Raw genomic sequence first — 26,722 nt, 5'->3', positions numbered from 1 at the left:
CCCGTTTCTCTAAGAAACGGACGCTTTTTTATGGTGTTATTTTTACTTAATTGTAAAATATTCTGTTTGTAATAAATGTGTTCTTTCGTCAAATGAAAAGTCTACGTATTTTGCATCATCTTTTTTGATAGAAACTTCTAATTTACTTCTGCCGATTTCTTTTTTATCAGCATCAAAAGCTTTTAGTAAAATATCGCCTTTAAAGTCTTTTTTAGCAATCAGATAAATTGTTACTTTCTTTTGTTTATCATTGTCAGAGGCGTAAATTTTCTCCGCTTTACATTCTTCAAAACTGGTTTTAAAAGCAGGATCAGAAATTACTTTTGAAGTGTTGATACTTTCGCTCATTCCTGAATTGATGCCTTTTATCACATCACCAATTCCTTTTGATGCACTTTTAGCAGCAGCTTTTCCTTCTTCTTGAAGTGCTTTTCCCGCACCGTCAATTAATTTTGATTTAACAGCAACAGCTTCATTTCCATCCGCTTCAGCTTCTTTCATTTTCTCTTCTTTACTCTGGCAGGAAACCAATATGGCTAATGCACTAAATAAAACTAATACTTTTTTCATTTCTTTTTTAGGTTTTGAATAGATTGTATGTTAAGAATTTAAGTGTTAAAAACCAAAGATATAAATTTAAAATATAATTTCTATATTTAGCTTTTATTATTAAACATGAAAAATAGTAAGCCTTTGGTGATTTTTGGCGAAGCAATTCTACCCGGAGAAAGCAGAACCATAAATGTTGAGATTGCTCGATTACACACTACCACAAAACTTAATATTCCAGTTATAGTTCGTCGTTCAAAACAAGAAGGGCCTGTTGTTTTATTTTCGGCAGGAATTCATGGCGACGAAATAAATGGAGTTGAAGTTGTTCGTCAGATTATCAGTAAAAAAATTAATCGTCCAGCAAGAGGCACCATCATTTGTATTCCGATTATCAATATGTATGGTTTTGTAAATAAATCTCGTGAGTTTCCTGACGGGAGGGATTTAAACAGGGTTTTTCCCGGAAGTAAAAAGGGATCGCTCGCAAGCCGATTTGCCTATCATATTGTAGCCGAAATTTTGCCTATCATTGATTATGCGGTCGATTTTCATGCAGGCGGCGCCAGTCGTTTTAATGCTCCTCAAATTAGAGTTACAGAGAATAATCCCGAGTTGAAAATTCTAGCTGATGTTTTTAATGCGCCTTTTACTTTATATTCTAAAAATATCAATGGTTCTTTTAGAAATACCTGCGAGAAAGCCAATATTAAAATGCTGCTTTTTGAAGGCGGAAAATCGCTGGATATAAACGATGCAATTGCAAATGAAGGTGTAATGGGAGTGAAGCGTCTTTTGCATTATCTAAAAATGCTTGATCCTAAACACATTGTTGAAAAAGCCGAAGAGCCATCCATCTACATAAAAAATTCAGTTTGGCTTAGAGCTAAATGCTCAGGTTTGCTTCATGATTATAACCTGATTGGAAAGTTTGTGACGAAGGGAACAATTTTAGCCATAATTACAGATCCGTTTGGTAAATTTGAGCAAAAGGTAAAAGCTCCCCACGAAGGATTTGTTATAAACGCTAATCATTCGCCAATTGTATACGAGGGTGATGCTATTTATCATATGTCTAAAACTTTACCTGAAAATGCCAACGAATAAAAAGGAATTACGTATACATTATAAAAATCTTCGGAAAGAACTTTCGGCAGATAATGTTGAAGAAAAAAGTCTGGCTATTGCCAATAATTTAATCCAATTGCCTATTTGGGATAAAACGTACTACCATGTTTTTCTTCCAATAGTAGAACATAAAGAAGTTGATACTGAAGTTATTCTGCATTTGCTTTCTGGAAAAGACAAGGAAATTGTGATTTCTAAAAGTGATTTTGAAACCCGTGGGATGACTCATTTTTTATTGACGGATAATACCAAAATCAAAAAGAATGAATATAATATTCCTGAACCTGTAAACGGACTTGAGGTTCCAACTCAAACTATCGATGTGGTTTTTGTACCGCTTTTAGCTTTTGATCATTTTGGAAACCGAATAGGTTACGGAAAAGGTTTTTATGATAAATTCCTTGCCGATTGTAAACCTGATACAATTAAAATTGGACTTTCATTTTTTGAAGCATCAGATCAGATTGATGATGTTTTTGAATCTGATGTGAGATTGGATTATTGTGTGACACCTGATAAGGTTTATAATTTTTTGTAGCGACGTACCACAATGTGTCTTTGCAATACGATAGCGTTTGATCCAGAGATTGAATTATGTTTTTGTTAATCATTCTGGCATAAAATGAAAATCCCAAATTTCAATTATCATTAAATTGGAATTTGGGATTTTATATTTGAAATTTTAAAACTTTTACTTCACTTCCTTGATAGTCGAAGCATCAATCCAGCCTTCTTGACCGTCAGTTAATTCGATTTTTTTCCATTTCCCAACAGTTTCTATTACATAAACTTTTGCTCCTTCATGCAGTAAAATTACTGGAGAACCTGCTTTTTGGGGCTCGCTTCGAACTTCGCTTAATTCCGCAAAAACAATTGCGGGACGATCATTGTCAAAATGATTCTTCTCAGACATTCCCGCTGAAACGCTTAGAAGCAATGCAACTAAAAGAATAAACATTCCGATAAAATAAATTCTTTTGCTAATTGTAAGCTGCGAAAAGTAGTATCCAATAAAACATAGCAGGAATACAAATGAAATGACAACAGAAATTTTTGCCCAAGTATCATAGTCAAAAATTCCGGTAAAGTTTTGAATTAGTTTTGCGAAACCAACTTTTGGCACTTCTTTAATCTCATCAATTGTTCTTTTTTTAGCAAACTTTAAGTTGTTTAAAGCTTCAGGATGATGAGGATTTAATGATAATGCTTTCTCATAATTATAAATAGAAGGTGCAACTTTATTTAGTTTATAATAACAATTTGCAAGGTTATAATAAACCTCTGCCGATTCTTGTTTGTCTTCTTTAGCTATATTTTCGAAAACATCTGCAGCCTGTTGATACTCTCCCTTTTGATACAAAGCATTTCCTTTGTCAAAGGCGCTTTGGGCAAAAAAGACTTGCGTGATTAATAAAAAGGGATATACTATATTTTTCATTTTTATTTTCTTTGAACCTGAGTTGGTTTTAAAACCTCTCGAGTTTGATGTTATATTTAAACAATCTGCTTTTCTAGTGCCGAAATAATTAAAACAGCTTTATCATAATCTTGCTGGATAGAAGCGCTTGATGCTGGCGCATAACGTGCAAATTCACAGTTTTCGGTCAAGTTAATAAAATCTTGAACCGCTTCTGGATTTGCATTTCTAGACAACAATAATTCTTGAATATTGGCTTTGCTCATTTCTGAGGTTTCAATATGCAGTTTGGCCTTTAGGAAATTATGCATTGCTTTTTCTAATGCGATATAGAAAGCTTCTTTATTGTTAAGCTGTTTTTTGGCTTGCGATAAGTATTTTTTAGCAAGCTTATTGTTCATTCTAATTCTATTTCCTGTTACGTCGCCGTCTATTGCTTCTTTTCTTTTCTTAGCAAGAATAATAATTGGTATAATAGCAAAAGGCAGGAACAACAAAGTATAATACAAGTTTGAACCATAAAAATCATTTTTAGCAATTGGTACTAATATGGTTTTTGTTTTGTTGTATTTAAATTGCTCTTTTTCTGCAATAACATTTTTAGAAGCTGTCGATGGATTTGCTTCGGCTAATGTTGGACCGTCTAAAACATCAATCATAATCTCTTTTGTAGTTATTGTTCTATACGAACCAGAACTAAGATCAAAATAAGAGAATGTCATTGGTTTAATCGCATACTTTCCTTTGTATTGAGGAACGATGGTGTATTTGTCGGATATTTTTCCAGACATGCCAGATAATGCTGTTGAAACATTTTCATCATGAACTGGGTCGTACATCTCTAATGCGTTTGGCACAACTGGTTTTGGCAGGGTAAATAATTTCATGTTTCCGTTTCCGGTTGCGCTTACCATTAAATCAAGACTTTCACCACTTTTTAAAGTTGTCTTTGTTGGCGTAACTGTAAAATTAAATTTACCAACTGCACCAGTAAAGCTTTCGGGTTTACCAGCTTCTGGAAGAGGTTTTACATTAATAGTTCTTGCTCCCGCAGATACAATTTTATTATCTTCGGTTATAATCATCTGACCAAACATGTCACGACGATTTGTTGGTAATTGAACACCAATATCTAGTGAAAAAGGTTCGATCGTTAATTTTCCAGATTTTTGAGGATATAAAATGGTTTTCTTTAAAACAACATAATAGCATCTTTGCCCTTGAAAATTACCTTCTTCAATTGCCAATTGTTTAACTTCTATATTCTGATTCCAGAAATCATTGTATTTAGGTTTTGCAACTTCTTTAAAACCAGTAACACCAATTCCGTTAAAGTACAACTTGTAAACCACTGTAATAGGTTCATTTAAGTACGGATTTGTTTTAGAAACTTCTGCGACTAATTGCAATAATTCGTTTCCAGAACCTTGAGGTCTGTCGTTAGGATCTCTTTCTTGTGCAACGGCATTGGTTACAGTAACTTTTATGGGGTTAGTTTTATAAATCTGCCCATTGTATTCGATCGCAGCCTGTTTGATTATAACAGATCCTTTTTGAGCCGGCTGTAAAATGTAAGAGTATATTTTTTGAAAAGAACTTCGTCCGTTTACCCACGATTGGCTTATTTGCTGACTAGGTCCTGCAACTAGTTTAAAACCGTCAAAAGAAGGCTGGTCGAAATTATCTCCGTCAACATTCATGATGAAATCAACGCGAAGTCTTTCGTTTAGTCCAAGTGTATTTTTGCTTACTCTGGCTTCAAATTGAACTTGAGCCAAAAGCCCTTGAAAAGTGAATAGTAATAGAATTAAATATCTTTTCATTTAATTTTTTAATCGTTGTTGGTTTAACTGTTAAATCGTTTATTCGTTTGCTCGTTTTATTATTAAACGATTCGACGATTAAACGATTGAACTAAAAATTCTACCAGTCTTTCTCTGGTTTTTTAGGATTAGATTTTACTTTTTGTGCGTTAACTTTATCTTGAATTTTCTTCTCTTCATTGTTTACAGCATCTAATAAGTTTTGAACGCGTTCTTTTGAGATTCCGCCTGGCATTGGTTTTGGCTCTCCGTTATTGTCGGACTTGTCGTCTTTCTTCGGATCGTTTTTACCGTCTTTTTTATCCTTGTCTTTATCTCCTTTGTCGTCTTTTTTCTGATCGTCTTTACCGTCTTTTTTATCTTTATTATCGCCGTCTTTCTTTTGATCGTCTTTCTTGTCGTTCTTTTTATCCTTATCCTTGTCTTTGTTCTTGTCGTTTTTTGGCGGATTTTCTTTTAATTTTTGCTTCGCCAATGCATAATTATAACGCGTTTCATCGTCTGTAGGATCGTTGCGTAAAGCTTCTTTGTAAGCTTCAACTGCCTGCGTATAATTTTTCTCTTTCATAAAAACGTTTCCAAGATTATGAAAAGCTTTATGCTTTTCTGGTCTTGTTTTGGCATTTTTTATAGCATTCGCAAAAGCATATTTCGCTTCAGAAACTTGATTTTGTTTGTAAATTGAGTTTCCAAGATTATAAGGAGCTGCTGCGCGCTTAGGAAATTTTGAGGCAGAGATTCTATAATTAGCTTCGGCATCAACAAATTTATTCTGCTTATATTCCTCATTGGCACTAGGCAATGTCTTATCTTTTTCCTGAGCAGAAACTGCCAAAGAAAACGTTAGTAAAATATAAAGAAGTAAATTTTTCATTCTAATGTTTTTATTTTTTGTTCCGAGTTTTAAGCGGAATCTTTATTTTTTCTCGTTAAATAAATTCAACTCTTTAATCCAATTGGTTTTTCTTTCTAAAAGGAAAATGTCTACAAACAACAGCAAGAAAGCAAATCCGATGAACCATTGAAACTGTGATTGAAAATCGGCCATTTGCGTAGATTCAAACTCTGTTTTTTGAATGTTATTTAAAGCATTTTTGATATATTCTAAAACCTCTTTAGTATTACCGCCGTAAACATAGCCTCCTTTTGTTGCTTTTGCAATAGTTTTTAAGCCTTCTTGGTTAAGTTTAGTAATAACAGTTTCTCCGTTTTGATCTTTTTGATAACTGCGAACTACGCCATTTTCTTTTAACGGAATTGTTCCTCCTTTTTCTGTTCCAACACCAACAGTAATAATTTTCATTCCTATTTTGTTGGCTTCTTCAGCAGCAAGCGACGCTCCTTCTGAATGATCTTCACCATCAGAAATTAAAATCAAAAGCTTGCTTGTTTTGCTTTTTTCATCAAAATATTTAGCTGATAATCGAATTGCTTCATCAAGAGATGTTCCTTGCGATGAAACCATATCAGGACTCATGCTTTGCAAGAACATTTTTGCAACGCTGTAATCAGATGTGATAGGTAAAACAGGGAAGGCACTTCCAGCATAGGCAACAATCCCGATTCTGTCGTTTCCTAGAGAATTAATAATCTGCGAAACGAGTTGTTTACTTTTGTCTAAACGATTTGGCGCAACGTCTTCTGCAAGCATACTTCTAGAAACGTCAACAGCAAAAACAATATCAATACCTTCGCGTTTTACGGTTTCCATTTTGGTTCCTATTTTTGGATTTACCAAACCGATAATTAAAAACGCTAATGCCAAAAGCAAGATCGATATTTTTAATACAGGTTTAAAAACAGATCGCTCCGGGCTTAATTTTTTTACCATTTCTAAATCACCAAACTCAAGTTGTTTTTTTCTTTTCCAATACATATTGAAAAGAAATATACACGCCACAATTGGGAGTAGTAATAAGAGATATAAATATTTTTTTTCGTCTAATTCCATATAATTTTTAAAATTCCAATCCCTGTGTTATCGAGATCTTTATTCGAATTTCTTTAAATAAAGCTTCTATAAACCGTGTTTCTTAAACCAACTTCTAACAATAGTAAAAAGGCAGCTAGTAAAACAAAACCTCTATATTTTTCGTCGTAATCATAGAATTTTAATTCTTGGATTTCTGTTGTTTCTAGTTTGTTAATTGCATTGTATATTTCGGCTAACTTGTCGTTGCTTGTTGCTCTAAAATACGTTCCATCCGTTTTTCGAGCGATATTTTTCATTAATCTTTCGTCGATTTCAACCTTCTGCATTTTGAATAAAAAACCTCCGTTTGGTGCGTATGCATAAGGAGATTCTGCCATTCCGTTTGTTCCAATACCAATCGTGTATACTTTTATACCATATTGTTTGGCAATATCTGCAGCAGTTTCTGGTTCAATAAAACCGGCATTATTAACACCATCAGTCATTAAAATAACAACTCTGCTTTTTGCTTTACTATCTTTAAGACGATTTACGGCAGTTGCTAAACCCATTCCAATTCCAGTTCCGTCTTGCAGAACAGTATCATATCGAATTCCTTTTATTGCTTCAAGAATAATTGGTTTGTCGCTTGTAACAGGTGTTTTGGTATACGCTTCAGAAGCATATAAAACTAAGCCAATTCTGTCGTTTGGTCTTTCTTCAACAAAATCTGCAGCCACTCTTTTTAAAGCTTCCATACGGTTTGGCTTTAAATCTTTTGCAAGCATACTTCCAGATACGTCAATTGCCATTACAATATCAATTCCTTTTGTTGTTTTAGTTTGATTGCTAATATCTACCGTTCTTGGTCTTGCAAGTGCAATAATTAAGGAACATAAAGCAATGATTCTAAAAACGTATAGAAAAGGTTTTAATTTTGTTAATAACGATTCGCTGTTTTTAAAACCTGCTGTCGAGCTCATTTTTAATGTAGCCGACTGCTGATTTCTTTTCCAAAAAAACCAAGCAATAGCGATTGGAATTAATAGAAACAACCAAAAAAATTCTGGATTTAAAAAAGTGATCTTATTATTCATTAGTTACTTGCCTTTTTAAGTTCAACAGAATTTAAAATTCGGGTTGTGATGTCGTTAGCATATGTATCGCCCTCCTCGTGTAAAATAACTATCTGTTGTAATCCTTGATCTTGTTTAAATAACAAGATTTCGTAATATGCTTTTGTACTTGTTTTAGTCGTCGGATTTAAAATACTCATCGTTCCGTAACCTTTTACACCTTGTATTCCCTGATTAGTCTGGAAATCTTCTTGCTTAACGATTATGTTTTGACCTCCTTGAAGTTCAATTACTTTTAGGCTTCCTTCTAAAGCTTTTGATAAATCAATCTCAGTTGGCGTTTTAAATTGAGTTGTAGAAACGGCAACATAAAAATTATCAATCATACTGCCATAAGCAAAAAGCTGCATTTCTTTTATCAATGCCATTGTTTCCTTCGGAAGTGCTTTTAAAGCATCCATACGTTTTAAAACCTTTGGAGTTTCAATAATAACGCCTGGATTTCCGTACTCACTTTTTACCCATTCTCCTTCTAATAATTCTTTAGACGGATGCCCAATAATGTTGTCTTTTACGTATGCAAATCCTTTTGTTGCAATAAAGAAAGTTGTTGTTGCAAATAGTAAAAAAACAACTGAACCAGCAGCAATTGCAATACGTTTGTTTCTTTGTTTTTTTAATTGAAGCTGAATTTGTTTTTGCTTTTGAGCTTCATTTAATAATTGATCTTCTTCTTCAGCTGGAACTTCTGTTGGAATAGCATTATTCAGCGTTAGAATTACTTTTTGAATTTTATTTCGGTCATCTGTAATTTCAAAATCCAGCGGTTTAGATTTTGCAAATTTTACTAAATCGGCTTGACGTAATACACGTTCTAGATTTTCAACCGTTTCTGGCGTTAAAGCCATTTTCTTTTTAGTAGAAGCGGTTCTAATTGCCTGAATTAATTCAGAAGTTGTACTTTCCATTGCAGGAATATGAATGGCTTCTTCAATATAATTACGAGCAATATCAGTCAGTTCACTATAATATTCTTTAATTTCTCCTTTTTGAACTAATTCCTTTTGCTCTAGATTGTTTAATAAACTAGTCGCTTTTTCGATTGGAGTTTTATAAACTTCTTCTTCGATTTTCTTTTTCTGATGTTTTTTAACATACCAGTATACAAAAGCACCAATTCCTAAAATAATAATCAATGCTAAAACATATTTCCACCAATCGCCAATGCCGTTGTCAACAGTCGAAATGTCTTTAATGTCATACATTTTTTGCTGTAATGTATCCACTTTTACATTGGCAACTTCTACTTTAATAGAATCTGATAAATAAGGTTTTTTATCGATTAGAATCTGAACACTCGGAATTACATATTTTCCTGAATCAAATTGTGTTAAGCCATATTTTTTAATTAACTCGTAAGTGTCATTTTTCTTAACAGTATCAATTGGGTACGATTGAATTACTTCTAAAGCGCCAATTCTTTTCAGTTTAGGAAAAACTACTTTCGAGTTCGAATTTACAGTTGTTTTAAGAGTCAGCTTAAATTCCGCTCCAATTTTATTTTTTGTAGTATCAATGCTTGTTTCAACTTGTTTTTGCTGAGCGAAAACAGTCGAAGTAAGTAAAAATAAAAATATGTAAAACTTTAATTTCATTTGATTTTTGATTTCAGATTTTAGTCTAAAACGAAAGCTTAAAAATGGTACGCAGATGGCACAGATTTAAGCAGATTTTTTTTGATGTTTTTATTCTTCAATCTTGTTTGAAATCTAATATTCTAACAATCTAAGAAGTCTAATAATCTAAATTATCTTGATTTAAAATAGCCTAATAATTTGGTTACATAATTTTCGTCAACCCTTGTGTTTACAACGCCAGCTCCAGATTTACTGAAAATTTCTTTGAAATAATTAACTCTTTCAAGGTAATGTTTCTCGTAATTCATTCGCACGGTTTTTGAACCTGTATCGACCAATTGAATTTTACCGGTTTCGGCATCAAGCATTGTGACCATTCCTAAATTTGGAATTTTTTCTTCACGAAGGTCGTATACTCTAACTCCTGTAATGTCGTGTTTTTTAGAAGCAATTTTTAAAGTCTGCTCGTAATTTTCAGACATGAAATCAGAAATCATAAAAACAATTGCTTTCTTTTTCTGAGTTCCCGATAAAAATTTTAAGGCTTGAGCGATATCAGTTTTTTGACTTTTTGGTTCAAACTCGATCAATTCACGAATGATTCTCAATACGTGTGAGCGTCCTTTTTTTGGCGGAATATACAATTCTACATTATCAGAAAAAAGGATTAAACCAATTTTGTCATTATTTTGTGTAGCCGAAAAAGCCATCGTTGCCGCAATTTCGGTGACGATGTCTTTTTTAAACTGACTTTTAGATCCAAAACCCTCAGAGCCCGAAATATCAACCATTAAAACCATGGTTAATTCGCGTTCTTCTTCAAAAACTTTTACGTGGGCTTCATTGTAGCGTGCGGTAACATTCCAATCTATATTACGAATATCATCGCCATATTGGTATTGGCGCACCTCGCTAAAAGTCATTCCGCGCCCTTTAAATGAAGAATGGTACTCTCCCGAAAAGATATGATTACTCAGTCTTTTGGTTTTGATTTCTATTTTCCGTACTTTTTTTAAAAGCTCTTTTGTATCCATTTTATTTGTTTAAAGTTTAAAGTTTAAAAGTTTCAAGTTTGTTTTGCAACAACTTGAAACCTGAAACTTGAAACAAATTTTTAAGGTACTTCAATCTCGTTTACGATTTTGTTGATAATGTCTACAGAAGTAATGTTTTCAGCTTCAGCTTCATACGTTATTCCAACTCTATGACGTAAAACATCATGTACAACAGCACGAACATCTTCTGGAATTACATATCCGCGACGTTTGATGAAAGCGTAACATTTAGCAGCATTTGCTAAATTGATACTTCCACGCGGAGACGCTCCAAAACTGATAAGAGGTTTTAAGTCGGCTAATTTGTACTTCTCTGGATAACGAGTAGCAAAGATGATATCTAAGATATATTTTTCGATTTTTTCATCCATATAAATTTCACGAACTGCTTCTTGCGCACGTAAAATTTGTTCTACAGAAACTACAGGGTTTACTTTTTCGTAAGATCCTTTTAAGTTTTGACGAATTACAAAACGCTCTTCGTCGATTTTTGGATAATCAATTACAGTTTTAAGCATAAAACGGTCAACCTGCGCTTCTGGTAATTGGTAAGTTCCTTCTTGCTCAACAGGGTTTTGAGTTGCTAATACTAAAAACGGACGGTCTAGTTTGAAAGTGGTGTCACCAATAGTAACTTGCTTTTCCTGCATCGCCTCTAAAAGAGCAGATTGTACTTTTGCAGGAGCACGGTTAATCTCATCGGCAAGTACGAAGTTGGCAAAAATTGGCCCTTTTTTAATAGAAAATTCGTTTGCTTTGATGTTGTAAATCATCGTTCCAATAACATCGGCAGGCAATAAGTCAGGGGTAAACTGGATGCGGCTGAAAGATCCTTGAACTGCTTGAGACAAAGTATTAATCGCTAACGTCTTTGCTAATCCAGGTACTCCTTCAAGCAAAATATGTCCTTGACCTAAAAGACCAATCAACAAACGCTCGACCATATGTTTCTGACCCACAATAACTTTGTTCATTTCCATTGTAAGAAGGTCTATAAAAGCGCTTTCTCTCTCAATTTTTTCATTTATCGCTCTAATGTCTAAAGTCGTTGTATTTTCTTCCATATAAATATTTTTAAAACCTTGATTTTTATGCCTGAATTTTGAGAGTGCAAATTGACTATTTTTTGAGAAGTAAGATGTTAAAGAATGGTTAAAACTTCGACCAAAGTTCTAATTTTAAGGACGAATTGTGAATCTATTTTTATATTTTTAAGAACTTTGATGATTATGCTTTTAAAAAGCATACATATTAGCAAAAATAATACAATAAAACCATGAGTAAAACAGCATTATCGCCTATTATTTCGGGCACTATGAATTGGGGAGTTTGGGATAAAAACCTAACAACTAAAGAGATGGAGAATATGATACAAATTTGTGTCGAAAATAAAATCACCACTTTTGATCATGCCGATATTTATGGAGGCTACACCACTGAAGCCGATTTTGGAAAAGCATTTAAAGCCAGCAAAATTTCGCGCGAAAAACTACAATTAATTACTAAATGCGGTATTCAGATGATTGCTGAAAGCCGTACTAACAAAATCAAGCATTACGATTATTCTAAAGAATATATTATTTGGTCTGTCGAAGAATCTCTTAAAAAATTAAAAACAGATTTTGTTGATGTGTTTTTATTGCACAGACCAAGCCCATTAATGCAGGCTGACGAAATTGCGGAAGCTGTTGAAAAATTAAAATCAGAAGGGAAAATTGTTGATTTTGGACTTTCAAATTTCACCAGCTCTCAAACTGAATTGATTCGTCAGAAAACAGAAGTGAGTTACAATCAGGTTCAATTTTCGGCAACTCATTATGAAGCAATGGTTGATGGAAGTTTAGATTATATGCAAACGCACGGAATCCGTCCGTTGTCATGGAATCCGCTTGGAACAGTATTTAGAGAAGACACGAAAAAAACGCGTCGTTTGAAAAAATTACTGGCAGATTTAGTTCAAAAATACGGTTTTGGTTCTGATACGCTTTTGCTTGCTTGGATTTTAAAACATCCATCGGGAGTTATTCCAATTGCAGGAACAGTAAACATTGCTAGAATTCAAGCGTTAATGAAAGCGGTTGAACTGGAAATGGATAAAGAAGACTGGTTTGCAATTTGGACTGAAAGTATGGGCGACGATGTGCCTTAATTGATATATTCTAAAATGATTCGACTAGAAAAGTTTACTAAAGAGTTTTATCCAGAATTGATTAATTCCATCAAAAATGCAAAAGAATTAATGCAATTTGGCGGGCCTGAATTTATTTTTCCGTTAACGGAACAGCAAATAGATAAAACACTTTCTGATGAAAACAGAATTGCTTTTAGAGTTGTAAATACTTCTGATGACACTACGATAGGACATTCTGAAATTTATTTTAAAGATGATTCTGCAAAACTTGGACGAATTCTTATTATTGATGAAAATCAAAGAGGAAAAGGAATTGGTGAGCAAATGGTGTTTTTATTGTTGAAGTTCATTTTTGAAAACCGAAAAGAGCGACATATCGAATTGAATGTTTTTGATTTTAATATTGGCGCTATAAAATGTTACGAAAAAGTAGGATTCTATATAAATCCAGATAAAAAGCTAATAAGAGAAGTAGAAGGTGAAACTTGGACGGCGCTTAATATGGTGTTGAATTTGGAAAAATAAGAATTAAAATATTTTGTCACAGATTAAAAGGATTCTCACAGATTAAAAAATCCTTTTAATCTGTAGCAAAATGAAAAAAAATAAAATGAAAAAAACAGCCCTAATTACTGGAGCGACAAGCGGAATAGGAAAAGCAACCGCTCAAATTTTAGCAAAAAATAACTATAAAATTATTCTTTGCGGAAGGCGTAAAGAACGTTTAGAAGAATTAGAAAAAGAACTTTCTGCTTTTACCGAAGTGCATTCGCTTTCTTTTGATGTTCGTGATAAAAATGATGTTCTTCAAAAAATAGAATCTCTTCCTGCAGGTTTTTCAGACATTGATGTTTTGATTAATAATGCAGGAAATGCGCACGGTTTAGATCCAATTCAAACAGGAGATTTAGACGATTGGGATGCCATGATTGATATTAATGTAAAGGGACTTTTGTACGTTTCAAAAGCTGTAATTCCTAAAATGACAGCAAAACAATCTGGACATATCATTAATATTGGCTCAACTGCTGCAAAAGAAGTTTATCCGAACGGGAATGTGTATTGCGGAACGAAACATGCTGTCGATGCTATTACTGCAGGAATGCGAATTGATTTAAATCCGTTTGGAATTAGAGTGGGAGCCATTCATCCCGGAATGGTAGAAACAGAATTTAGTGAAGTGCGTTTTAAAGGAGATGCCGAAAGAGCTTCAAATGTTTACAAAGGTTTTGAACCGCTGCAGGCAGAAGATATCGCAGATATTATTCATTTTGTAGTTTCAAGACCGTATCATGTAAATATTGCCGATTTAGTTGTGATGAGTACAGCACAAGCATCTTCGACTATTGTTAAAAGAGACTAATTTAGATTTTTTAGATTAACTTAGACTTCTTAGATTTGAAGTTTATTACGGTAAAAATCTAAGGAGTCTAAAAGTCTAAGCTAGTCTAATAATCTAAAAAAGAATGATCAATAAACGCCTTTTAATAAAAAACCTACTTGCTCACAATGACGAGAGCAGTTTTTATGATAAAAAAAGGCAGTTGAATTTGCATTCCAGAGAAGGAAAGGGTAAGTTTTTGAAGCACATTTGTGCATTATCAAACTCAAATCCAACCAATAATTCTTATATCGTTGTTGGTGTTGAAGATCATGATAATGAGATTGTAGGAGACGATTTTTTTGATGACAGCCGTATTCAAAATCTTGTAAATGCTTTCCTTGAAAACCCTCCTAAAATTCAATATGAAAATGTACCGTTTCCAAATCTGCCAAAAGATAAAGTAGTTGGATTAGTTACGATTAAACCTAAAAGCAAAATTTCCTATTTCAAAAAAGGAATTCACACCATTCTTACTAACAGTATTTTTGTGAGACGAGGTAGTAATTCGATTCCTTTAGAAATTAGTGAAGAAGTTGAAAAAAATTATCAAAATACAGAAACGGTAATTGGTATCGAAAATAGTTCCCGAAACAGTATTCAATATACACTGGACGGCGTAATTGATTTTATGAATTTCAGGCATAAAGACATGTCGCCCAAATATTACGTTTTTAAAGAATTATTTGTGATTTGCTGGGCTGGAGTTCCTAAAAAATCTCGTGATAAAACATTCTTGTCTCGAGTTGATATTGAATTAATCAACGAGCAAATTAAACTGTTTTATTCGGCACAAGATGTTGTTACGATTGTTTACGACGACGATAGTTTTACGATAACAGAATATGTGCCGCTTGGGTTAAACGATAAAACGAGTTATTATCCTTTAGAAAAACAAACTATCCATTTTTTTGATAATGGCTACTATAAAATTGATCGCGAAATACTTTTTCAGCCGCCAGAATTCAATCGAAAAATGCTTTACCATATTTACAATTCGAATATGGCATTACTTCAAAAATTGCAAAAAGGGATTGCTTTATCAGAACGGGAATTAAAAGATCTAGAGAACCTTCCTTCGACTTTTATGATTTGTTATTTGAATGGTTTCGAAGAAGCCAAACAAAAACTGATAGATGCTAAGTTGTTGTTGAAGCCTTTTGGGCAAGTGTATTTGTCTTTTAAAGAGGCTTTACGTGTTTTGCGCAAAATGAAATATGATGTTCAGTAGGAAAGGTACTAAGGTACTGAGATGCTGAGGTTCTAAGTTTTTTTCTGTAGAGATGCCACCGCAGCGTGTCTAATTTAAAAGCCTGTTAACATAAATTATTGAAACCTTAAATATTTACTGACTTTGTCATAAGGAAACAGAATCTTTTTTGGACCATCGGCGTAAGATGCTGCTTCGTATGAATTGTAGTAAAGAAGCAAGCCTTTGTCTGTATAGAAAATGTTCTGAGGTAAATGAAATTTATCATTTTCAAACATTAATCCTGTTGCGTTTATATTTGATTTTTGCGGAATTTTATATTGAGTTCTGAATTCCTTTTCGGCGAAAGCCAGAAAATCTTTTTCATTTTTAAAAAGCTGATTGTTAAAAATGGTTTTGCCTGTTTTTAAATTAAAAAGTAAAGATCGAAATCCTTGGTAACCATGAGCTCCTCCGGTAAAAGTATAATGATCTATTTTAATATTTAAAATTTGATCTGATTCAAATTCTACATTTCCAGTTATTTTTCCTTCCCAGCCAAAAGTGTCATTTGGGAATTTTTGATGCATTTCTTCGTAGGATGTAATAAAAGATTTTGACAATGATTTATAGTCATTCACTTTTATAGAGTCTTCTCCAAAATAAATGATTTCTTTTACCACCGCAAAAACTTTCTTGTTGATACTATCAGCCGCAAGCGAACTATTTTTTGCGATCGGAATATCGATGCTGATTTTTGGGCAGTCATTTTTGCACGGAATAGTTGATTTTTCTTCAAACGTTTCATTTTCAAATGAAAGTCCTTTATTGCAGCTTATAAAAATCAAACACAAAAAGATTAAAAAAGAACAATGTTTCATATCAATAAGTGTTAATTAAATACAAAGGTAAGAAGTTGTGTCACGATAAAATAAATTAAACGGTAAATTTGTGCTGTAAATAAAGATCTAAAATTTATAACGATATGAAATTCAATACTAAGGTAATACACGGTGGTCAACATCATGATCCAAGTACGGGAGCTGTTATGCCTCCGGTGTATCAAACTTCAACTTTTATTCAAACAAGCCCAGGGAAACCTTTGGCTGATTACGAATATAGCCGAGCGTCAAACCCAACTCGAAGCGCTTTAGAAAATGCATTAGCAAGTATTGAAAACGGTACTCGCGGTTTAGCTTTTTCATCAGGTTTAGCAGCGACAGATTGTATTTTAAGATCGTTTAAAGCTGGCGATGAAATTATAGCAATGGATGATTTATATGGAGGAACATACAGAATGTTTTCTCGTATTTATAAAGATTCCGGAATTAAATTTCATTTTGTAGATATGACAGATATTGAAAAATTGAAGTCATTAATTAATGAAAACACGAAACTGGTTTGGGTAGAAACGCCTACAAATCCGTTGATGAAATTGGCAGATATTGAGGAAGTAGCCAAAATCACAAAAGAGAATAAAATTTTGTTTGCCGTTGATAATACTTTTGCAACACCTTATTTGCAAAAACCTCTTGATTTAGGAGCAGATATTGTGATGCACTCCGCTACAAAATATTTAGGCGGGCATTCTGATGTTATAGCCGGTGCTTTAATTGTGAAAGATGAGGCTTTGGGAGATCAATTGCATTTTCAACAATTTGCAACTGGTGCTACACTTGGACCAATGGATAGTTTTTTGGTTTTAAGAGGAATCAAAACACTTTCGTTAAGAGTGCAGAGACATTGTGAAAACGGAGAAAAAGTGGTGGAGTTTTTAAGCAATCATCCAAAAATTGATACTGTTTATTATCCGGGATTAAAAAGCCATCCGTTTCACGAAATCGCTAAGAAACAAATGAAGGCTTTTGGCGGAATGGTTTCTTTTACTTTTAAATCAGGTAAAAAAGAAGATTCTATTGCATTTTTAGAGAAATTAAAAGTTTTTACTCTGGCAGAATCTTTGGGAGGAGTAGAGTCTTTGGCGAATCATCCAGCTTTAATGACACATGCTTCTATTCCAGCTGATAAAAGAGCCGAAGTTGGTATTACTGATGATTTAGTTCGATTAAGTGTAGGTATTGAAGATGCCGAAGATTTAATTGCAGATCTAGAACAAGCTTTAGCATAAAGGTTAAATTTTCAAATAAAAAATCCAATACATTTAACTATTTGTATTTGGATTTTTTTTATCCTATTTTTTTAGAAATCTAAATAATAAATGTATCCCGCATTAAACCAGACTTGCGAATCGTTTGATTTGTTTTCTTTGTAAATGTCCTTGTTTGGATTTAAACCATCGACCCAGTCAGAATTAAAGACTTGAAAACGGGCTTCAAACATTAAGTCACTCATATTGGTTAATTTGTAGTGAACACCTGCGCCCGCAGTTGCTGATAAGACTAAATTACTTTCGGTTGAATAGCCATGTTCACGACCATCAGAAGGAGTTAGGTATTTTAATGGCGTTGTTTCTATAGTTCCTAATTCGCCTAAACTAGATTTTGCTTTAGTTGAGTAATAACTAGCAAGAAAACCTAAACTTACATACGGGCTTAAACTTCCAGGACTATTCTCGTAATCGTGAATTTTCATAAATGGAGAAAACTCTAATTGCGGTCCAAGATTTATTGTACTTGTACTTCCGCTCATGGCTTTAAGTCTTTGGACTCCTAATGTTGGAGGATTTTTACTAACCCATTTGCCAAAATGATGAAGATTAGTTTTAGTGAATGAAAACTCAGTGCGTACTTTGAAGTGTTCGGAAAAAAAATGCTCTTTGTTATTATTTGAAGAAAAGTTGAGAAAGTGAATAATTCCGATGCCAAAACCTGTATTGGCAACATTTGTGTCAAAGTTATTTCTTTCCCCATAATCTGATTGAAAAGTTACGGGGCCAAACATAATTCCTATTTCATGTGCAAGAGATGACTGCGCATTTATTGTTGAAATTCCCAACAAGGCGAAAATAATGAAATATAGGCGTTTACACATTTTTAAGGCTTTTAAATATTGGGTAAATATATAAAAAACGTGATCTATTCAAAATATTATGATCTTCTATTAGAAAATTGGTAACAAAACACTTAATTTTCTAACTTTAAGTGCTGCAATTGGATGTAAATTCGAAAGGGAAAAATTGTATTTGATTGTTTGTTTAGAAATAACACAATTCTTCTTCAAAAACGAAAAAAAATAACAATGCATGATCATTTTGATGTATCTTTGTCAGTTGTAACGAAAACGTTTTCTTAAAACGTATTTTCTTATTTTAAAGGGTTAAAAGTTAAACTATTATTTGAATAATTTATTTAAAAAAATGGAACAAAAAATAAATGAATTTATGGCTCAAGTTGAGTCAAAAAATCCAAATGAGCCAGAATTTCTTCAAGCTGTTAGAGAATTTGCAGAAACCGTAATCCCATTTATCGCAGAACGTAAGAAGTATGACGGAAAAAATTTACTTCTTAGAATTGCTGAGCCGGAAAGATCTATAATTTTTAGAGTTCCGTGGGTTGACGACAAAGGAGAAATAATTGTAAATAGAGGTTTTAGAATTCAAATGAATTCTGCAATTGGACCTTACAAAGGAGGAATTAGATTTCATCACACAGTAAATTTATCTGTTTTGAAATTTTTGGCCTTCGAACAGGTTTTTAAAAATAGTTTGACAACACTGCCAATGGGTGGTGGAAAAGGAGGTTCTGATTTTGATCCTGAAGGAAAATCTGATGGAGAGATCATGCGTTTCTGTCAATCATTTATGACTGAATTATGCCGTCATATTGGTCCAGACTTAGATGTTCCTGCTGGTGATATTGGTGTTGGAGCAAGAGAAATTGGTTACCTTTTTGGTCAATACAAAAGAATTAGAAATGAGTTTACTGGAGTTTTAACTGGAAAAGGAATTGCTTACGGTGGTTCTTTGATTAGACCAGAAGCTACAGGTTACGGAGTTGTTTACTTTACAGATCAAATGCTTCGTACTATTGGACACGATATTAAAGGTAAAAGAGTTGCTATTTCTGGATTTGGAAATGTAGCTTGGGGAGTTGCTTTAAAAATAAACGAATTAGGAGGTAAACTGGTTACTATTTCTGGTCCTGATGGTTATATTTATGATGAAGAAGGAATCTCTGGCGAGAAAATCGATCATATGGTCGAAATGAGAGCGAGTGGAGATAACAGAGCCGAAAGATATTTAGAGAAATATCCAAATGCTGTTTTCCATAAAGGGAAAAGCCCTTGGGAAGTAAAAGTAGATATCGCTATTCCTTGTGCTACTCAAAATGAATTGAATGGAGATGATGCTCAGAAACTTATTGATAATGGCGTTTTATGTGTAACTGAAGCGGCAAACATGCCTTCGACTTTAGATGCTATTAAATTGTTCTTAGATAATAAAGTACTTTTTGCTCCAGGAAAAGCAGCGAATGCTGGTGGAGTTGCAGCGTCTGGATTAGAAATGACACAAAACTCAATTCGTTTAAACTGGACAAGTGAAGAAGTAGATTTAAGATTAAAAGATATCATGGTTGGAATTCACAACCAATGTAAAAAATACGGTGCAGAAGAAGATGGTTATGTAAACTACGTAAAAGGAGCTAACATTGCCGGATTTGTTAAAGTTGCCGATGCTATGCTTGCTCAAGGTGTAGTATAAGATTAATTACAATTGAAAAATGCTCTCATTTGTCTTTCAGGATGAATCGAGAGCATTTTTTTTGTGCAGTAACAAAAATTAAATGTACTTGTTTATAGTATATTTGTCTATCTGAATATAGTAATAATGACAAGAAAGGCGCTATACATTTTGTTTTTGACTTTGTTTCAATTTGGTTTTGCTCAAAGTCAATTATCATGGCAGGGTTATTTTTCTTTCAATGAAATTAAAGATATTTCAGAGTCTCCAAATACAGTTTTTGCCGCATCAGAAAATGCACTGTTTTTTAAAAACGCCGCGTCAAATGTTTTGAAGACAAAAACAACCGTCGATGGTCTTTCAGGGCAGACAATTTCTACGGTTTATCATAGTGAAGCTTTCAAAAAAACAATCGTTGGTTACGAAAATGGTTTGATGATTATTATTAATGAAACTGATGGAAGTATAACCAAGAAAGTCGATATTATAAATAAACAGCTTCCTTCAAATTTAAAAAAGATCAATCATATAATGGAGCATAACGGATTGCTCTATGTTGCGTGTGATTTTGGAATTGTACAGTTCAATTTGGCGACATTGCAGTTTGGTGATACTTATTTTATAGGAGATAATGGTGCTGAAATAAGCGTAAAGCAAACCGCTTTTTTTAACGGTTTTATTTTTGCGGCCACTTCGTCAGGAATGAGAAAAGCAGATGCAGCAAGTGTTAGCCTAAACGATTTTAGTCAATGGACTGTTGTAAATGCTGGGGATTGGTCAAGTGTTGAGGCTTTAGATTCAGAGCTGATAGCAATTAACGCTTCGGGTTATGTTCATCGTTATAATTCAATTAATTTTATTGGGTTTTTACAACTTCCTCAGTCTTCTTCTGATATGCGGGCAGTAAACCACAATTTGTTTATTACAATCCCTAATACAGTATATGTTTATAATAATCAGATGATTTTAAGTCGTCAGATTTCAAATACCCAGGTTCTAGATAACAGCTTAGTTTTTACCTGTGCCACAGCGGTTGGAGATTTATTGTATATTGGAACAAAAGACAAAGGATTGATGACTTCTTCGCTCAGTAGTGCTGGAGTTTTTGTAAATAGTACGCCGGCGGGGCCTTTTAGAAATAACATTTTTTCATTAGATGTTACGCCAAATGTGCTTTGGGCAGTTTACGGAGATTATGATACTTATTACAATCCGTATGATTTGGATAGTTATGGAATTAGTAAATACGCGTCTTCTAGTTGGTTGAATATTCCATATTCTGACGTGCTTGATGCAAAATCTATAACAAGAATTATTGTAAATCCTAAAAATGAAAAACAAGTCTATGCAAGTTCTTTTTTCTCAGGTTTGCTGCGAGTAGAGAATGATATTCCTAACTTTTTGTATAACGAAAAAAACAGCGGTCTAGAAAGCATAACTTATGAAGGACCAAATTATAAAGATGTTCGTATAAATGGAACCGCATTTGATAAAACTGGAAATCTTTGGATAACAAACAGCAGGATTAAAAACGGATTGAAAGTTTTGAAAGCAAACGGACAATGGCAGAGTTACGCAACCAGCTCAATTTTGAATAATGCAGAAACAACCAGTTATGCTAATATTGTTATTGATAGAAATAATACCAAATGGATTTCGACAAGTAACGAAGGTGTGATTGCTTTTAACGAAACTACAAATACATTCAAGAAAATGACATTTGGCGTTGATGCAGGAAATTTACCAGCTGCAGATGTGAGATCAGTGGTAATAGATACTAAAAATCAACTTTGGATAGGAACTACAAAAGGATTAAGAGTTTTGTCAAACGTGGGAAGTTTTCAATCTGACAGCCAGTTAAAAGCAAATCCGATCATTATTATGGAAGATAATTTGGCTCAAGAATTAATGTACGAACAGTTTATTACTTCTATCGCAGTAGACGGATCAAATAATAAATGGATTGGAACGGCTGATTCTGGAGTTTTTATGGTTTCACCTAACGGGCAGGAAACAAAATATCATTTTACTATAAATAACTCGCCAATGCCAAGTAATATGGTGAATGATATTAAGATTAATAGCGTAACTGGTGAAGTTTTTATAGCAACCAACAAAGGAATGATTTCGTTTAAAGGAGTTGCAACTGGAGCCAATGATGATTTGAGCAATGTTTATGTGTATCCAAATCCAGTTCGTCCAACCTATTCAGGAACCGTAAAAGTGGCAGGATTGCTAGATAAAGCCAATGTTAAAATTACCGATATTGAAGGGAATCTTGTTTTCGAAACTACTTCAGAAGGCGGTACAATAGAATGGGATACAACCGCTTTTGGTAAATATAAAGTAGCCTCTGGTGTGTATATGGTTTTTATCTCGGCGCAAGACGGAGGAGAAACAAAAGTTAAAAAAGTGATGATAATTAGATAATTGCTAAATAACTAAGAAGATATAGGCAAAAGTTTATAATCAAAATTCTAACAATCTAAGACATCTAAAGTCTAAGAAGTCTCATAATCTAAAAATATAAAAGTGCTCGTTAAAACAAAAGCCATAGTAATTTCCTCTTTAAAATTTCAAGAAAAAAGTCTGATCGTAAAATGTTTTACGCTTTCAAGCGGCTTGAAGTCTTATTTTGTGCGTGATGCGTTTTCCAGTAGAAAAGCGAGTCAGAAAATTGCTTATTTTCAGCCATTGTCTATTTTAGAAATTGAAGCTGTACATAAAAACAAAGGCACTTTAGAAAATTTTAAAGAGATAAAAACCGCAGTTCCTTTTCAAAGCATTCATACAGATCTTGTAAAAAGCACAATGGTAATGTTTCTTTCAGAAATGCTTCATTATTCTATTCAAGAAGAAGAAAAAAACGAATCACTTTTTGTGTTTTTAGAAACTGCATTGACTTGGCTGGATCATCATGATGAAATTTCGAATTTTCATTTGATTTTACTTTTAGAAATTACAAAATATCTAGGCTTTTATCCAGATGTTTCCGAAATAGATCTACCTCATTTTGAGATGAATGATGGAGTTTTTACACTTTTTTCAGGTGGAAATACACTTTCCGAGCACGAAACCAATTTGCTGAAAAAATTACTCGATTTAAAATTTGATAACGATCAAAAAGTTTTTCATGTTTTAGAAAGGCAAATTCTGCTAAAAATTATTATTGATTACTATAGTTTTCATTTAGATGGATTCAAAAAGCCGAAATCTTTAGATATTTTAAAGGAAGTTTTCTCTTAAATCAGCCAAAAGGCTGTTTTTTTTTGCGGAATCCACGTGAAATTACCTGTTATTAGTCTTTTTTCCGTCATCTTTTCTCTATTTCCCTCAAAATTCCTTACTTTCGCACCTCGTTTAAGAAAAGGATAAAATGAGCACAAAATTTACTGAATACAAAGGACTTGACTTGCCAACTGTAGCGTCTGAAGTTCTTGATTTTTGGAAGAAAGAAAATATATTTGAAAAGAGTGTAACTACTCGCGAAGGTGCAGAACCTTACGTATTTTTTGAAGGTCCGCCTTCAGCAAATGGATTACCAGGAATTCACCACGTAATGGCACGTGCGATTAAAGATATTTTTTGCAGATATAAAACTCAAAAAGGTTTTCAGGTAAAAAGAAAAGCCGGATGGGATACTCACGGTTTGCCTGTAGAATTAGGTACTGAGAAAGAACTAGGAATTACAAAAGAAGATATTGGTAAAACAATTTCTATCGAAGAATATAACGAAGCGTGTAAAAAAACCGTTATGCGTTATACCGACGTATGGAATGATTTGACCGAAAAAATGGGGTATTGGGTAGATATGGAAGATCCATATGTAACTTATAAACCAAAATATATGGAATCTGTTTGGTGGCTTTTAAAACAAATCTATGATAAAGGTTTGTTGTACAAAGGGTACACGATTCAGCCATATTCTCCTAAAGCGGGAACTGGATTATCTTCTCACGAAGTTAATCAGCCTGGAGCTTACAGAGATGTTACAGATACTACAATTGTAGCGCAATTCAAAACTTTGCCAGAGACGCTTCCAAGCTTTTTACAAGGTTTTGGAGATATCCACATTTTAGCTTGGACGACAACGCCTTGGACATTACCATCGAATACAGCTTTGACAGTTGGACCAAAAATTGATTATGTTTTAGTAAAAACTTTCAATCAATATACTTTTGAGCCAATCAATGTTGTTTTGGCTAAAAACTTAGTTGGAAAACAATTCGGAAAAGGATTTTTCTTAAGTGAAGATGACGCTGATTTTGATAACGTTAAAAACGGCGATAAAAAACTTCCGTACAAAATCTTAACCGAAGCAAAAGGAGCAGATTTAGTAGAAATCCGTTACGAACAGTTATTGCCTTACGTATTGCCATATCAGAATCCTGAAAATGCATTTAGAGTGATTTCTGGAGATTTCGTTACTACGGAAGACGGAACGGGAATTGTGCATACAGCGCCGACTTTTGGCGCAGATGATGCTAAAGTAGCAAAAGAAGCAAAACCAGAAGTTCCGCCAATGTTGGTTTTAGACGAAAACGGAACTGCTGTTCCTTTAGTAGATTTGCAAGGAAAATTCACTTCGCATGTTGGTGAACTTGCTGGTAAATACGTTAAGAATGAATATTATGATGCAGGACAAGCGCCAGAGCGTTCTGTTGATGTTGAAATTGCTATTCGATTAAAAGAAGAAAATAAAGCCTTTAAGGTTGAAAAATACGTACACAGTTATCCACACAGCTGGAGAACTGATGAGCCGTTATTATATTATCCTCTAGACTCTTGGTTCATTAAAGTAACCGATGTAAAAGATAGAATGTTCGACCTGAACGAAACTATCAATTGGAAACCTAAGTCTACTGGTGAAGGACGTTTTGGAAATTGGCTTAAAAATGCTAACGACTGGAACTTATCTCGTTCTAGATATTGGGGAATTCCGTTGCCAATTTGGAGAACTGAAGACAAAAAAGAAGAAGTTCTTATTGGTTCTGTAGAAGAATTGTACAATGCGATCGAGAAATCTATCGAAGCAGGTTTTCAAAAAGAAAATCCATTCAAAGGTTTTGAAATCGGAAATATGTCTGAATCTAATTATGATTTAATTGATTTGCATAAAAATGTAGTTGATCAGATTACTTTAGTTTCAGCTTCAGGGCAGCCAATGAAACGTGAAAGCGATTTAATTGATGTTTGGTTCGATTCTGGAGCAATGCCTTATGCACAATGGCATTATCCTTTTGAAAACAAAGATAAAATTGACGATAATAAAGATTTTCCAGCAAATTTTATTGCAGAAGGAGTTGATCAAACGCGCGGGTGGTTTTATACTTTACACGCTATCGGAACTTTGGTTTTTGATAAAGTTGCCTATAAAAATGTAGTTTCGAATGGTCTTGTTTTGGATAAAAACGGACAAAAAATGTCGAAACGTTTAGGGAACGCAACAGATCCTTTTGAAACCATTGCAGAATACGGTCCTGATGCTACACGTTGGTACATGATTTCAAATGCAAATCCTTGGGATAACTTGAAATTTGACATCGAAGGAATCGCTGAGGTTCGTCGTAAATTCTTTGGAACTTTATATAACACGTATTCATTTTTCTCATTATATGCTAATATTGATGGATTTAAATATGCTGAAGCAGAAATTCCGTTAAACGAAAGACCAGAAATCGATCAGTGGATCATATCTGAGCTGAATACTTTAGTAAAGTTTGTTGATGAATGTTATGAGGATTATGAGCCGACAAAAGCTACAAGAGCTATTTCTGAATTCGTTCAGGAGAATTTGAGTAACTGGTACGTTCGTTTGTGTCGTCGTCGTTTCTGGAAAGGAGAATATGCTCATGATAAAATTGCAGCTTACCAAACGCTTTATACTTGTTTATTAACGATAAGTAAATTAAGCGCTCCAGTCGCTCCTTTTTTCATGGATAAGTTGTACAGAGATTTGACAAGTTCAACGCAAACTGAGCAATTCGCCAGTGTTCACTTGGCTGAATTCCCAAAATTTGTCGAAAACTTTGTTAATAAAACGTTAGAGAGTAAAATGCAGAAGGCGCAGACAATCTCTTCTTTAGTTTTATCTCTTCGTAAAAAGGAAATGATCAAAGTACGTCAACCGCTGCAAAAGGTAATGATACCAGTACTTGACGAGAATCAGAGAGCTGAAATTGAGGCTATTTCTGAGCTTGTAAAAGCCGAAGTAAACGTGAAAGAAATCGTGCTTTTAGATGATGATTCAGGTATTTTGGTAAAGCAAATTAAACCTAATTTTAAAGCATTGGGACCTCGTTTTGGAAAGGATATGGGTCTGATTTCTAAAGAGATACAAGCTTTTTCGGCAGAACAGATTAATCAGTTAGATAAGCAGGGAACGCTGGATATTGTTATTTCTGGAAATAATGTAACTTTATCATTAGAAGACGTCGAAATAACATCGCAAGATATCGAAGGATGGCTGGTTGCAAATTCAAATGGAATTACAGTTGCGCTTGACATTACAATATCTGAAGAATTGAAAAATGAAGGGATCGCGAGAGAATTAGTAAACAGAATTCAGAATATCCGTAAAGATTCAGGATTTGAAGTTACTGATAAGATCAAAGTTCAAATTAAACGAAATGGACTTTTAGAAGAAGCTATTTTGAAAAATGAAGACTATATTAAGTCTGAGACATTAACAGATGATTTGGTTTTTGTAGACGCTTTAGAAAACGGCACAGAAATTGAGTTTGATGATATTAAAACAGTGATATTAATTTCAAAATAAGATAAAT

At 33.6% G+C, this 26,722-nt stretch carries 22 protein-coding genes; 11 read left to right on the top strand and 11 right to left on the bottom strand.

What is annotated here, in order from left to right; translation table 11 throughout:
* Positions 1-42: 42 nt before the first annotated feature.
* Complete coding sequence (locus BOW57_RS03690; RefSeq protein WP_123872329.1) at positions 43-570, bottom strand: hypothetical protein; 528 nt, start codon at positions 568-570, stop codon at positions 43-45.
* 105 nt (positions 571-675) lie between these two features.
* Here BOW57_RS03690 and BOW57_RS03685 point away from each other — a divergent pair, with 105 nt between their 5' ends.
* Both BOW57_RS03685 and BOW57_RS03680 read left to right on the top strand, forming a co-directional pair.
* Entirely contained in the window at positions 676-1,656 is a 981-nt protein-coding gene (locus BOW57_RS03685; RefSeq protein WP_129053081.1) for a succinylglutamate desuccinylase/aspartoacylase family protein, read from the top strand.
* Positions 1,643-2,215 (top strand): 5-formyltetrahydrofolate cyclo-ligase, encoded by a 573-nt coding sequence (locus BOW57_RS03680; protein ID WP_129053080.1) that lies wholly within the window; start codon positions 1,643-1,645, stop codon positions 2,213-2,215. The genes BOW57_RS03685 and BOW57_RS03680 overlap by 14 nt, the downstream gene beginning before the upstream one ends.
* A gap of 153 nt (positions 2,216-2,368) precedes the next feature.
* Here the strand turns inward: BOW57_RS03680 and BOW57_RS03675 are convergent, their stop codons facing one another.
* The 8 genes from BOW57_RS03675 to BOW57_RS03640 all read right to left on the bottom strand — a co-directional run bounded on the left by BOW57_RS03675 (position 2,369) and on the right by BOW57_RS03640 (position 11,661).
* Positions 2,369-3,115, bottom strand: a complete 747-nt coding sequence (locus BOW57_RS03675) for a tetratricopeptide repeat protein (RefSeq protein WP_129053079.1) — start codon at positions 3,113-3,115, stop codon at positions 2,369-2,371.
* Positions 3,116-3,171: 56 nt separating this feature from the next.
* Positions 3,172-4,917: a BatD family protein gene (locus tag BOW57_RS03670; protein WP_129053078.1), complete on the bottom strand. Its 1,746-nt coding sequence runs from the start codon at positions 4,915-4,917 to the stop codon at positions 3,172-3,174.
* 100 nt (positions 4,918-5,017) lie between these two features.
* On the bottom strand, positions 5,018-5,791 hold the full coding sequence (locus tag BOW57_RS03665) for a tetratricopeptide repeat protein (RefSeq protein WP_089053303.1): 774 nt from the start codon (positions 5,789-5,791) through the stop codon (positions 5,018-5,020).
* A gap of 42 nt (positions 5,792-5,833) precedes the next feature.
* Positions 5,834-6,868, bottom strand: a complete 1,035-nt coding sequence (locus BOW57_RS03660; RefSeq protein WP_129053077.1) for a VWA domain-containing protein — start codon at positions 6,866-6,868, stop codon at positions 5,834-5,836.
* Positions 6,869-6,921: 53 nt separating this feature from the next.
* On the bottom strand, positions 6,922-7,926 hold the full coding sequence (locus BOW57_RS03655) for a VWA domain-containing protein (RefSeq protein ID WP_089053301.1): 1,005 nt from the start codon (positions 7,924-7,926) through the stop codon (positions 6,922-6,924).
* Positions 7,926-9,560, bottom strand: a complete 1,635-nt coding sequence (locus BOW57_RS03650; protein ID WP_129053076.1) for a BatD family protein — start codon at positions 9,558-9,560, stop codon at positions 7,926-7,928. The genes BOW57_RS03655 and BOW57_RS03650 overlap by 1 nt, the downstream gene beginning before the upstream one ends.
* 152 nt (positions 9,561-9,712) lie before the next feature.
* On the bottom strand, positions 9,713-10,576 hold the full coding sequence (locus BOW57_RS03645) for a DUF58 domain-containing protein (RefSeq protein WP_089053298.1): 864 nt from the start codon (positions 10,574-10,576) through the stop codon (positions 9,713-9,715).
* 80 nt (positions 10,577-10,656) lie between these two features.
* Positions 10,657-11,661, bottom strand: coding sequence for a MoxR family ATPase (locus BOW57_RS03640; RefSeq protein ID WP_129053075.1), 1,005 nt, complete (start codon positions 11,659-11,661; stop codon positions 10,657-10,659).
* Between the two features lie 212 nt (positions 11,662-11,873).
* On the opposite strand from BOW57_RS03640, the gene BOW57_RS03635 reads away from it, so the two are divergent.
* The 4 genes from BOW57_RS03635 to BOW57_RS03620 all read left to right on the top strand — a co-directional run bounded on the left by BOW57_RS03635 (position 11,874) and on the right by BOW57_RS03620 (position 15,340).
* The gene (locus tag BOW57_RS03635; RefSeq protein ID WP_129053074.1) at positions 11,874-12,746 is read left to right on the top strand and encodes an aldo/keto reductase family oxidoreductase; all 873 of its coding nucleotides are present in this window, start codon (positions 11,874-11,876) and stop codon (positions 12,744-12,746) included.
* Between the two features lie 15 nt (positions 12,747-12,761).
* Positions 12,762-13,253, top strand: a complete 492-nt coding sequence (locus BOW57_RS03630; protein ID WP_129053073.1) for a GNAT family N-acetyltransferase — start codon at positions 12,762-12,764, stop codon at positions 13,251-13,253.
* 85 nt (positions 13,254-13,338) lie between these two features.
* Positions 13,339-14,091 carry an SDR family NAD(P)-dependent oxidoreductase gene (locus BOW57_RS03625; protein WP_129053072.1) on the top strand — a complete coding sequence of 251 codons (753 nt, stop codon included), beginning with the start codon at positions 13,339-13,341 and terminating at the stop codon, positions 14,089-14,091.
* 103 nt (positions 14,092-14,194) lie between these two features.
* Positions 14,195-15,340 carry an ATP-binding protein gene (locus BOW57_RS03620; RefSeq protein WP_129053071.1) on the top strand — a complete coding sequence of 382 codons (1,146 nt, stop codon included), beginning with the start codon at positions 14,195-14,197 and terminating at the stop codon, positions 15,338-15,340.
* Between the two features lie 95 nt (positions 15,341-15,435).
* Here BOW57_RS03620 and BOW57_RS03615 read toward each other — a convergent pair whose 3' ends face one another.
* Positions 15,436-16,179: a DUF3298 and DUF4163 domain-containing protein gene (locus tag BOW57_RS03615; RefSeq protein ID WP_129053070.1), complete on the bottom strand. Its 744-nt coding sequence runs from the start codon at positions 16,177-16,179 to the stop codon at positions 15,436-15,438.
* 104 nt (positions 16,180-16,283) lie between these two features.
* Between BOW57_RS03615 and BOW57_RS03610 the strand changes: the two genes are divergently transcribed.
* The gene (locus BOW57_RS03610) at positions 16,284-17,426 is read left to right on the top strand and encodes a cystathionine gamma-synthase (protein WP_089053293.1); all 1,143 of its coding nucleotides are present in this window, start codon (positions 16,284-16,286) and stop codon (positions 17,424-17,426) included.
* A gap of 71 nt (positions 17,427-17,497) precedes the next feature.
* Here BOW57_RS03610 and BOW57_RS03605 read toward each other — a convergent pair whose 3' ends face one another.
* Positions 17,498-18,289, bottom strand: coding sequence for a glutamate dehydrogenase (locus tag BOW57_RS03605; RefSeq protein ID WP_129053069.1), 792 nt, complete (start codon positions 18,287-18,289; stop codon positions 17,498-17,500).
* Positions 18,290-18,614: 325 nt separating this feature from the next.
* On the opposite strand from BOW57_RS03605, the gene gdhA reads away from it, so the two are divergent.
* From gdhA to ileS, 4 genes are all read left to right on the top strand, one after another.
* Positions 18,615-19,958, top strand: coding sequence for an NADP-specific glutamate dehydrogenase (gene gdhA / locus BOW57_RS03600; RefSeq protein WP_089053291.1), 1,344 nt, complete (start codon positions 18,615-18,617; stop codon positions 19,956-19,958).
* Between the two features lie 126 nt (positions 19,959-20,084).
* Positions 20,085-22,367 carry a T9SS type A sorting domain-containing protein gene (locus BOW57_RS03595; protein WP_129053068.1) on the top strand — a complete coding sequence of 761 codons (2,283 nt, stop codon included), beginning with the start codon at positions 20,085-20,087 and terminating at the stop codon, positions 22,365-22,367.
* 102 nt (positions 22,368-22,469) lie between these two features.
* Positions 22,470-23,183, top strand: coding sequence for a DNA repair protein RecO (recO, locus tag BOW57_RS03590; protein WP_129053067.1), 714 nt, complete (start codon positions 22,470-22,472; stop codon positions 23,181-23,183).
* Positions 23,184-23,313: 130 nt separating this feature from the next.
* Complete coding sequence (gene ileS, locus BOW57_RS03585; RefSeq protein ID WP_129053066.1) at positions 23,314-26,715, top strand: isoleucine--tRNA ligase; 3,402 nt, start codon at positions 23,314-23,316, stop codon at positions 26,713-26,715.
* Positions 26,716-26,722 lie beyond the last annotated feature (7 nt).

Source organism: Flavobacterium sp. YO64, from assembly GCF_004119505.1.
In the GTDB taxonomy this organism is placed as follows: domain Bacteria; phylum Bacteroidota; class Bacteroidia; order Flavobacteriales; family Flavobacteriaceae; genus Flavobacterium; species Flavobacterium oncorhynchi.
The sequence above is the reverse complement of the archived record's forward strand: the minus strand, read 5'-3'. Positions and strand labels throughout refer to the sequence as shown.

What these genes read in the sequence shown, in the direction of transcription:
- BOW57_RS03610 (WP_089053293.1), top strand. Translation starts at nt 16,284, where the DNA reads ATGAAATTCAATACTAAGGTAATACACGGTGGTCAACATCATGATCCA.
- BOW57_RS03655 (WP_089053301.1), bottom strand. Translation starts at nt 7,926, where the DNA reads ATGAATAATAAGATCACTTTTTTAAATCCAGAATTTTTTTGGTTGTTT.
- BOW57_RS03625 (WP_129053072.1), top strand. Translation starts at nt 13,339, where the DNA reads ATGAAAAAAACAGCCCTAATTACTGGAGCGACAAGCGGAATAGGAAAA.
- BOW57_RS03640 (WP_129053075.1), bottom strand. Translation starts at nt 11,661, where the DNA reads ATGGAAGAAAATACAACGACTTTAGACATTAGAGCGATAAATGAAAAA.
- BOW57_RS03615 (WP_129053070.1), bottom strand. Translation starts at nt 16,179, where the DNA reads ATGAAACATTGTTCTTTTTTAATCTTTTTGTGTTTGATTTTTATAAGC.
- BOW57_RS03660 (WP_129053077.1), bottom strand. Translation starts at nt 6,868, where the DNA reads ATGGAATTAGACGAAAAAAAATATTTATATCTCTTATTACTACTCCCA.
- BOW57_RS03620 (WP_129053071.1), top strand. Translation starts at nt 14,195, where the DNA reads ATGATCAATAAACGCCTTTTAATAAAAAACCTACTTGCTCACAATGAC.
- BOW57_RS03595 (WP_129053068.1), top strand. Translation starts at nt 20,085, where the DNA reads ATGACAAGAAAGGCGCTATACATTTTGTTTTTGACTTTGTTTCAATTT.
- BOW57_RS03685 (WP_129053081.1), top strand. Translation starts at nt 676, where the DNA reads ATGAAAAATAGTAAGCCTTTGGTGATTTTTGGCGAAGCAATTCTACCC.
- BOW57_RS03650 (WP_129053076.1), bottom strand. Translation starts at nt 9,560, where the DNA reads ATGAAATTAAAGTTTTACATATTTTTATTTTTACTTACTTCGACTGTT.
- BOW57_RS03605 (WP_129053069.1), bottom strand. Translation starts at nt 18,289, where the DNA reads ATGTGTAAACGCCTATATTTCATTATTTTCGCCTTGTTGGGAATTTCA.
- gdhA (WP_089053291.1), top strand. Translation starts at nt 18,615, where the DNA reads ATGGAACAAAAAATAAATGAATTTATGGCTCAAGTTGAGTCAAAAAAT.
- BOW57_RS03665 (WP_089053303.1), bottom strand. Translation starts at nt 5,791, where the DNA reads ATGAAAAATTTACTTCTTTATATTTTACTAACGTTTTCTTTGGCAGTT.
- ileS (WP_129053066.1), top strand. Translation starts at nt 23,314, where the DNA reads ATGAGCACAAAATTTACTGAATACAAAGGACTTGACTTGCCAACTGTA.
- BOW57_RS03680 (WP_129053080.1), top strand. Translation starts at nt 1,643, where the DNA reads ATGCCAACGAATAAAAAGGAATTACGTATACATTATAAAAATCTTCGG.
- BOW57_RS03670 (WP_129053078.1), bottom strand. Translation starts at nt 4,917, where the DNA reads ATGAAAAGATATTTAATTCTATTACTATTCACTTTTCAAGGGCTTTTG.
- BOW57_RS03675 (WP_129053079.1), bottom strand. Translation starts at nt 3,115, where the DNA reads ATGAAAAATATAGTATATCCCTTTTTATTAATCACGCAAGTCTTTTTT.
- BOW57_RS03630 (WP_129053073.1), top strand. Translation starts at nt 12,762, where the DNA reads ATGATTCGACTAGAAAAGTTTACTAAAGAGTTTTATCCAGAATTGATT.
- BOW57_RS03690 (WP_123872329.1), bottom strand. Translation starts at nt 570, where the DNA reads ATGAAAAAAGTATTAGTTTTATTTAGTGCATTAGCCATATTGGTTTCC.
- BOW57_RS03645 (WP_089053298.1), bottom strand. Translation starts at nt 10,576, where the DNA reads ATGGATACAAAAGAGCTTTTAAAAAAAGTACGGAAAATAGAAATCAAA.
- BOW57_RS03635 (WP_129053074.1), top strand. Translation starts at nt 11,874, where the DNA reads ATGAGTAAAACAGCATTATCGCCTATTATTTCGGGCACTATGAATTGG.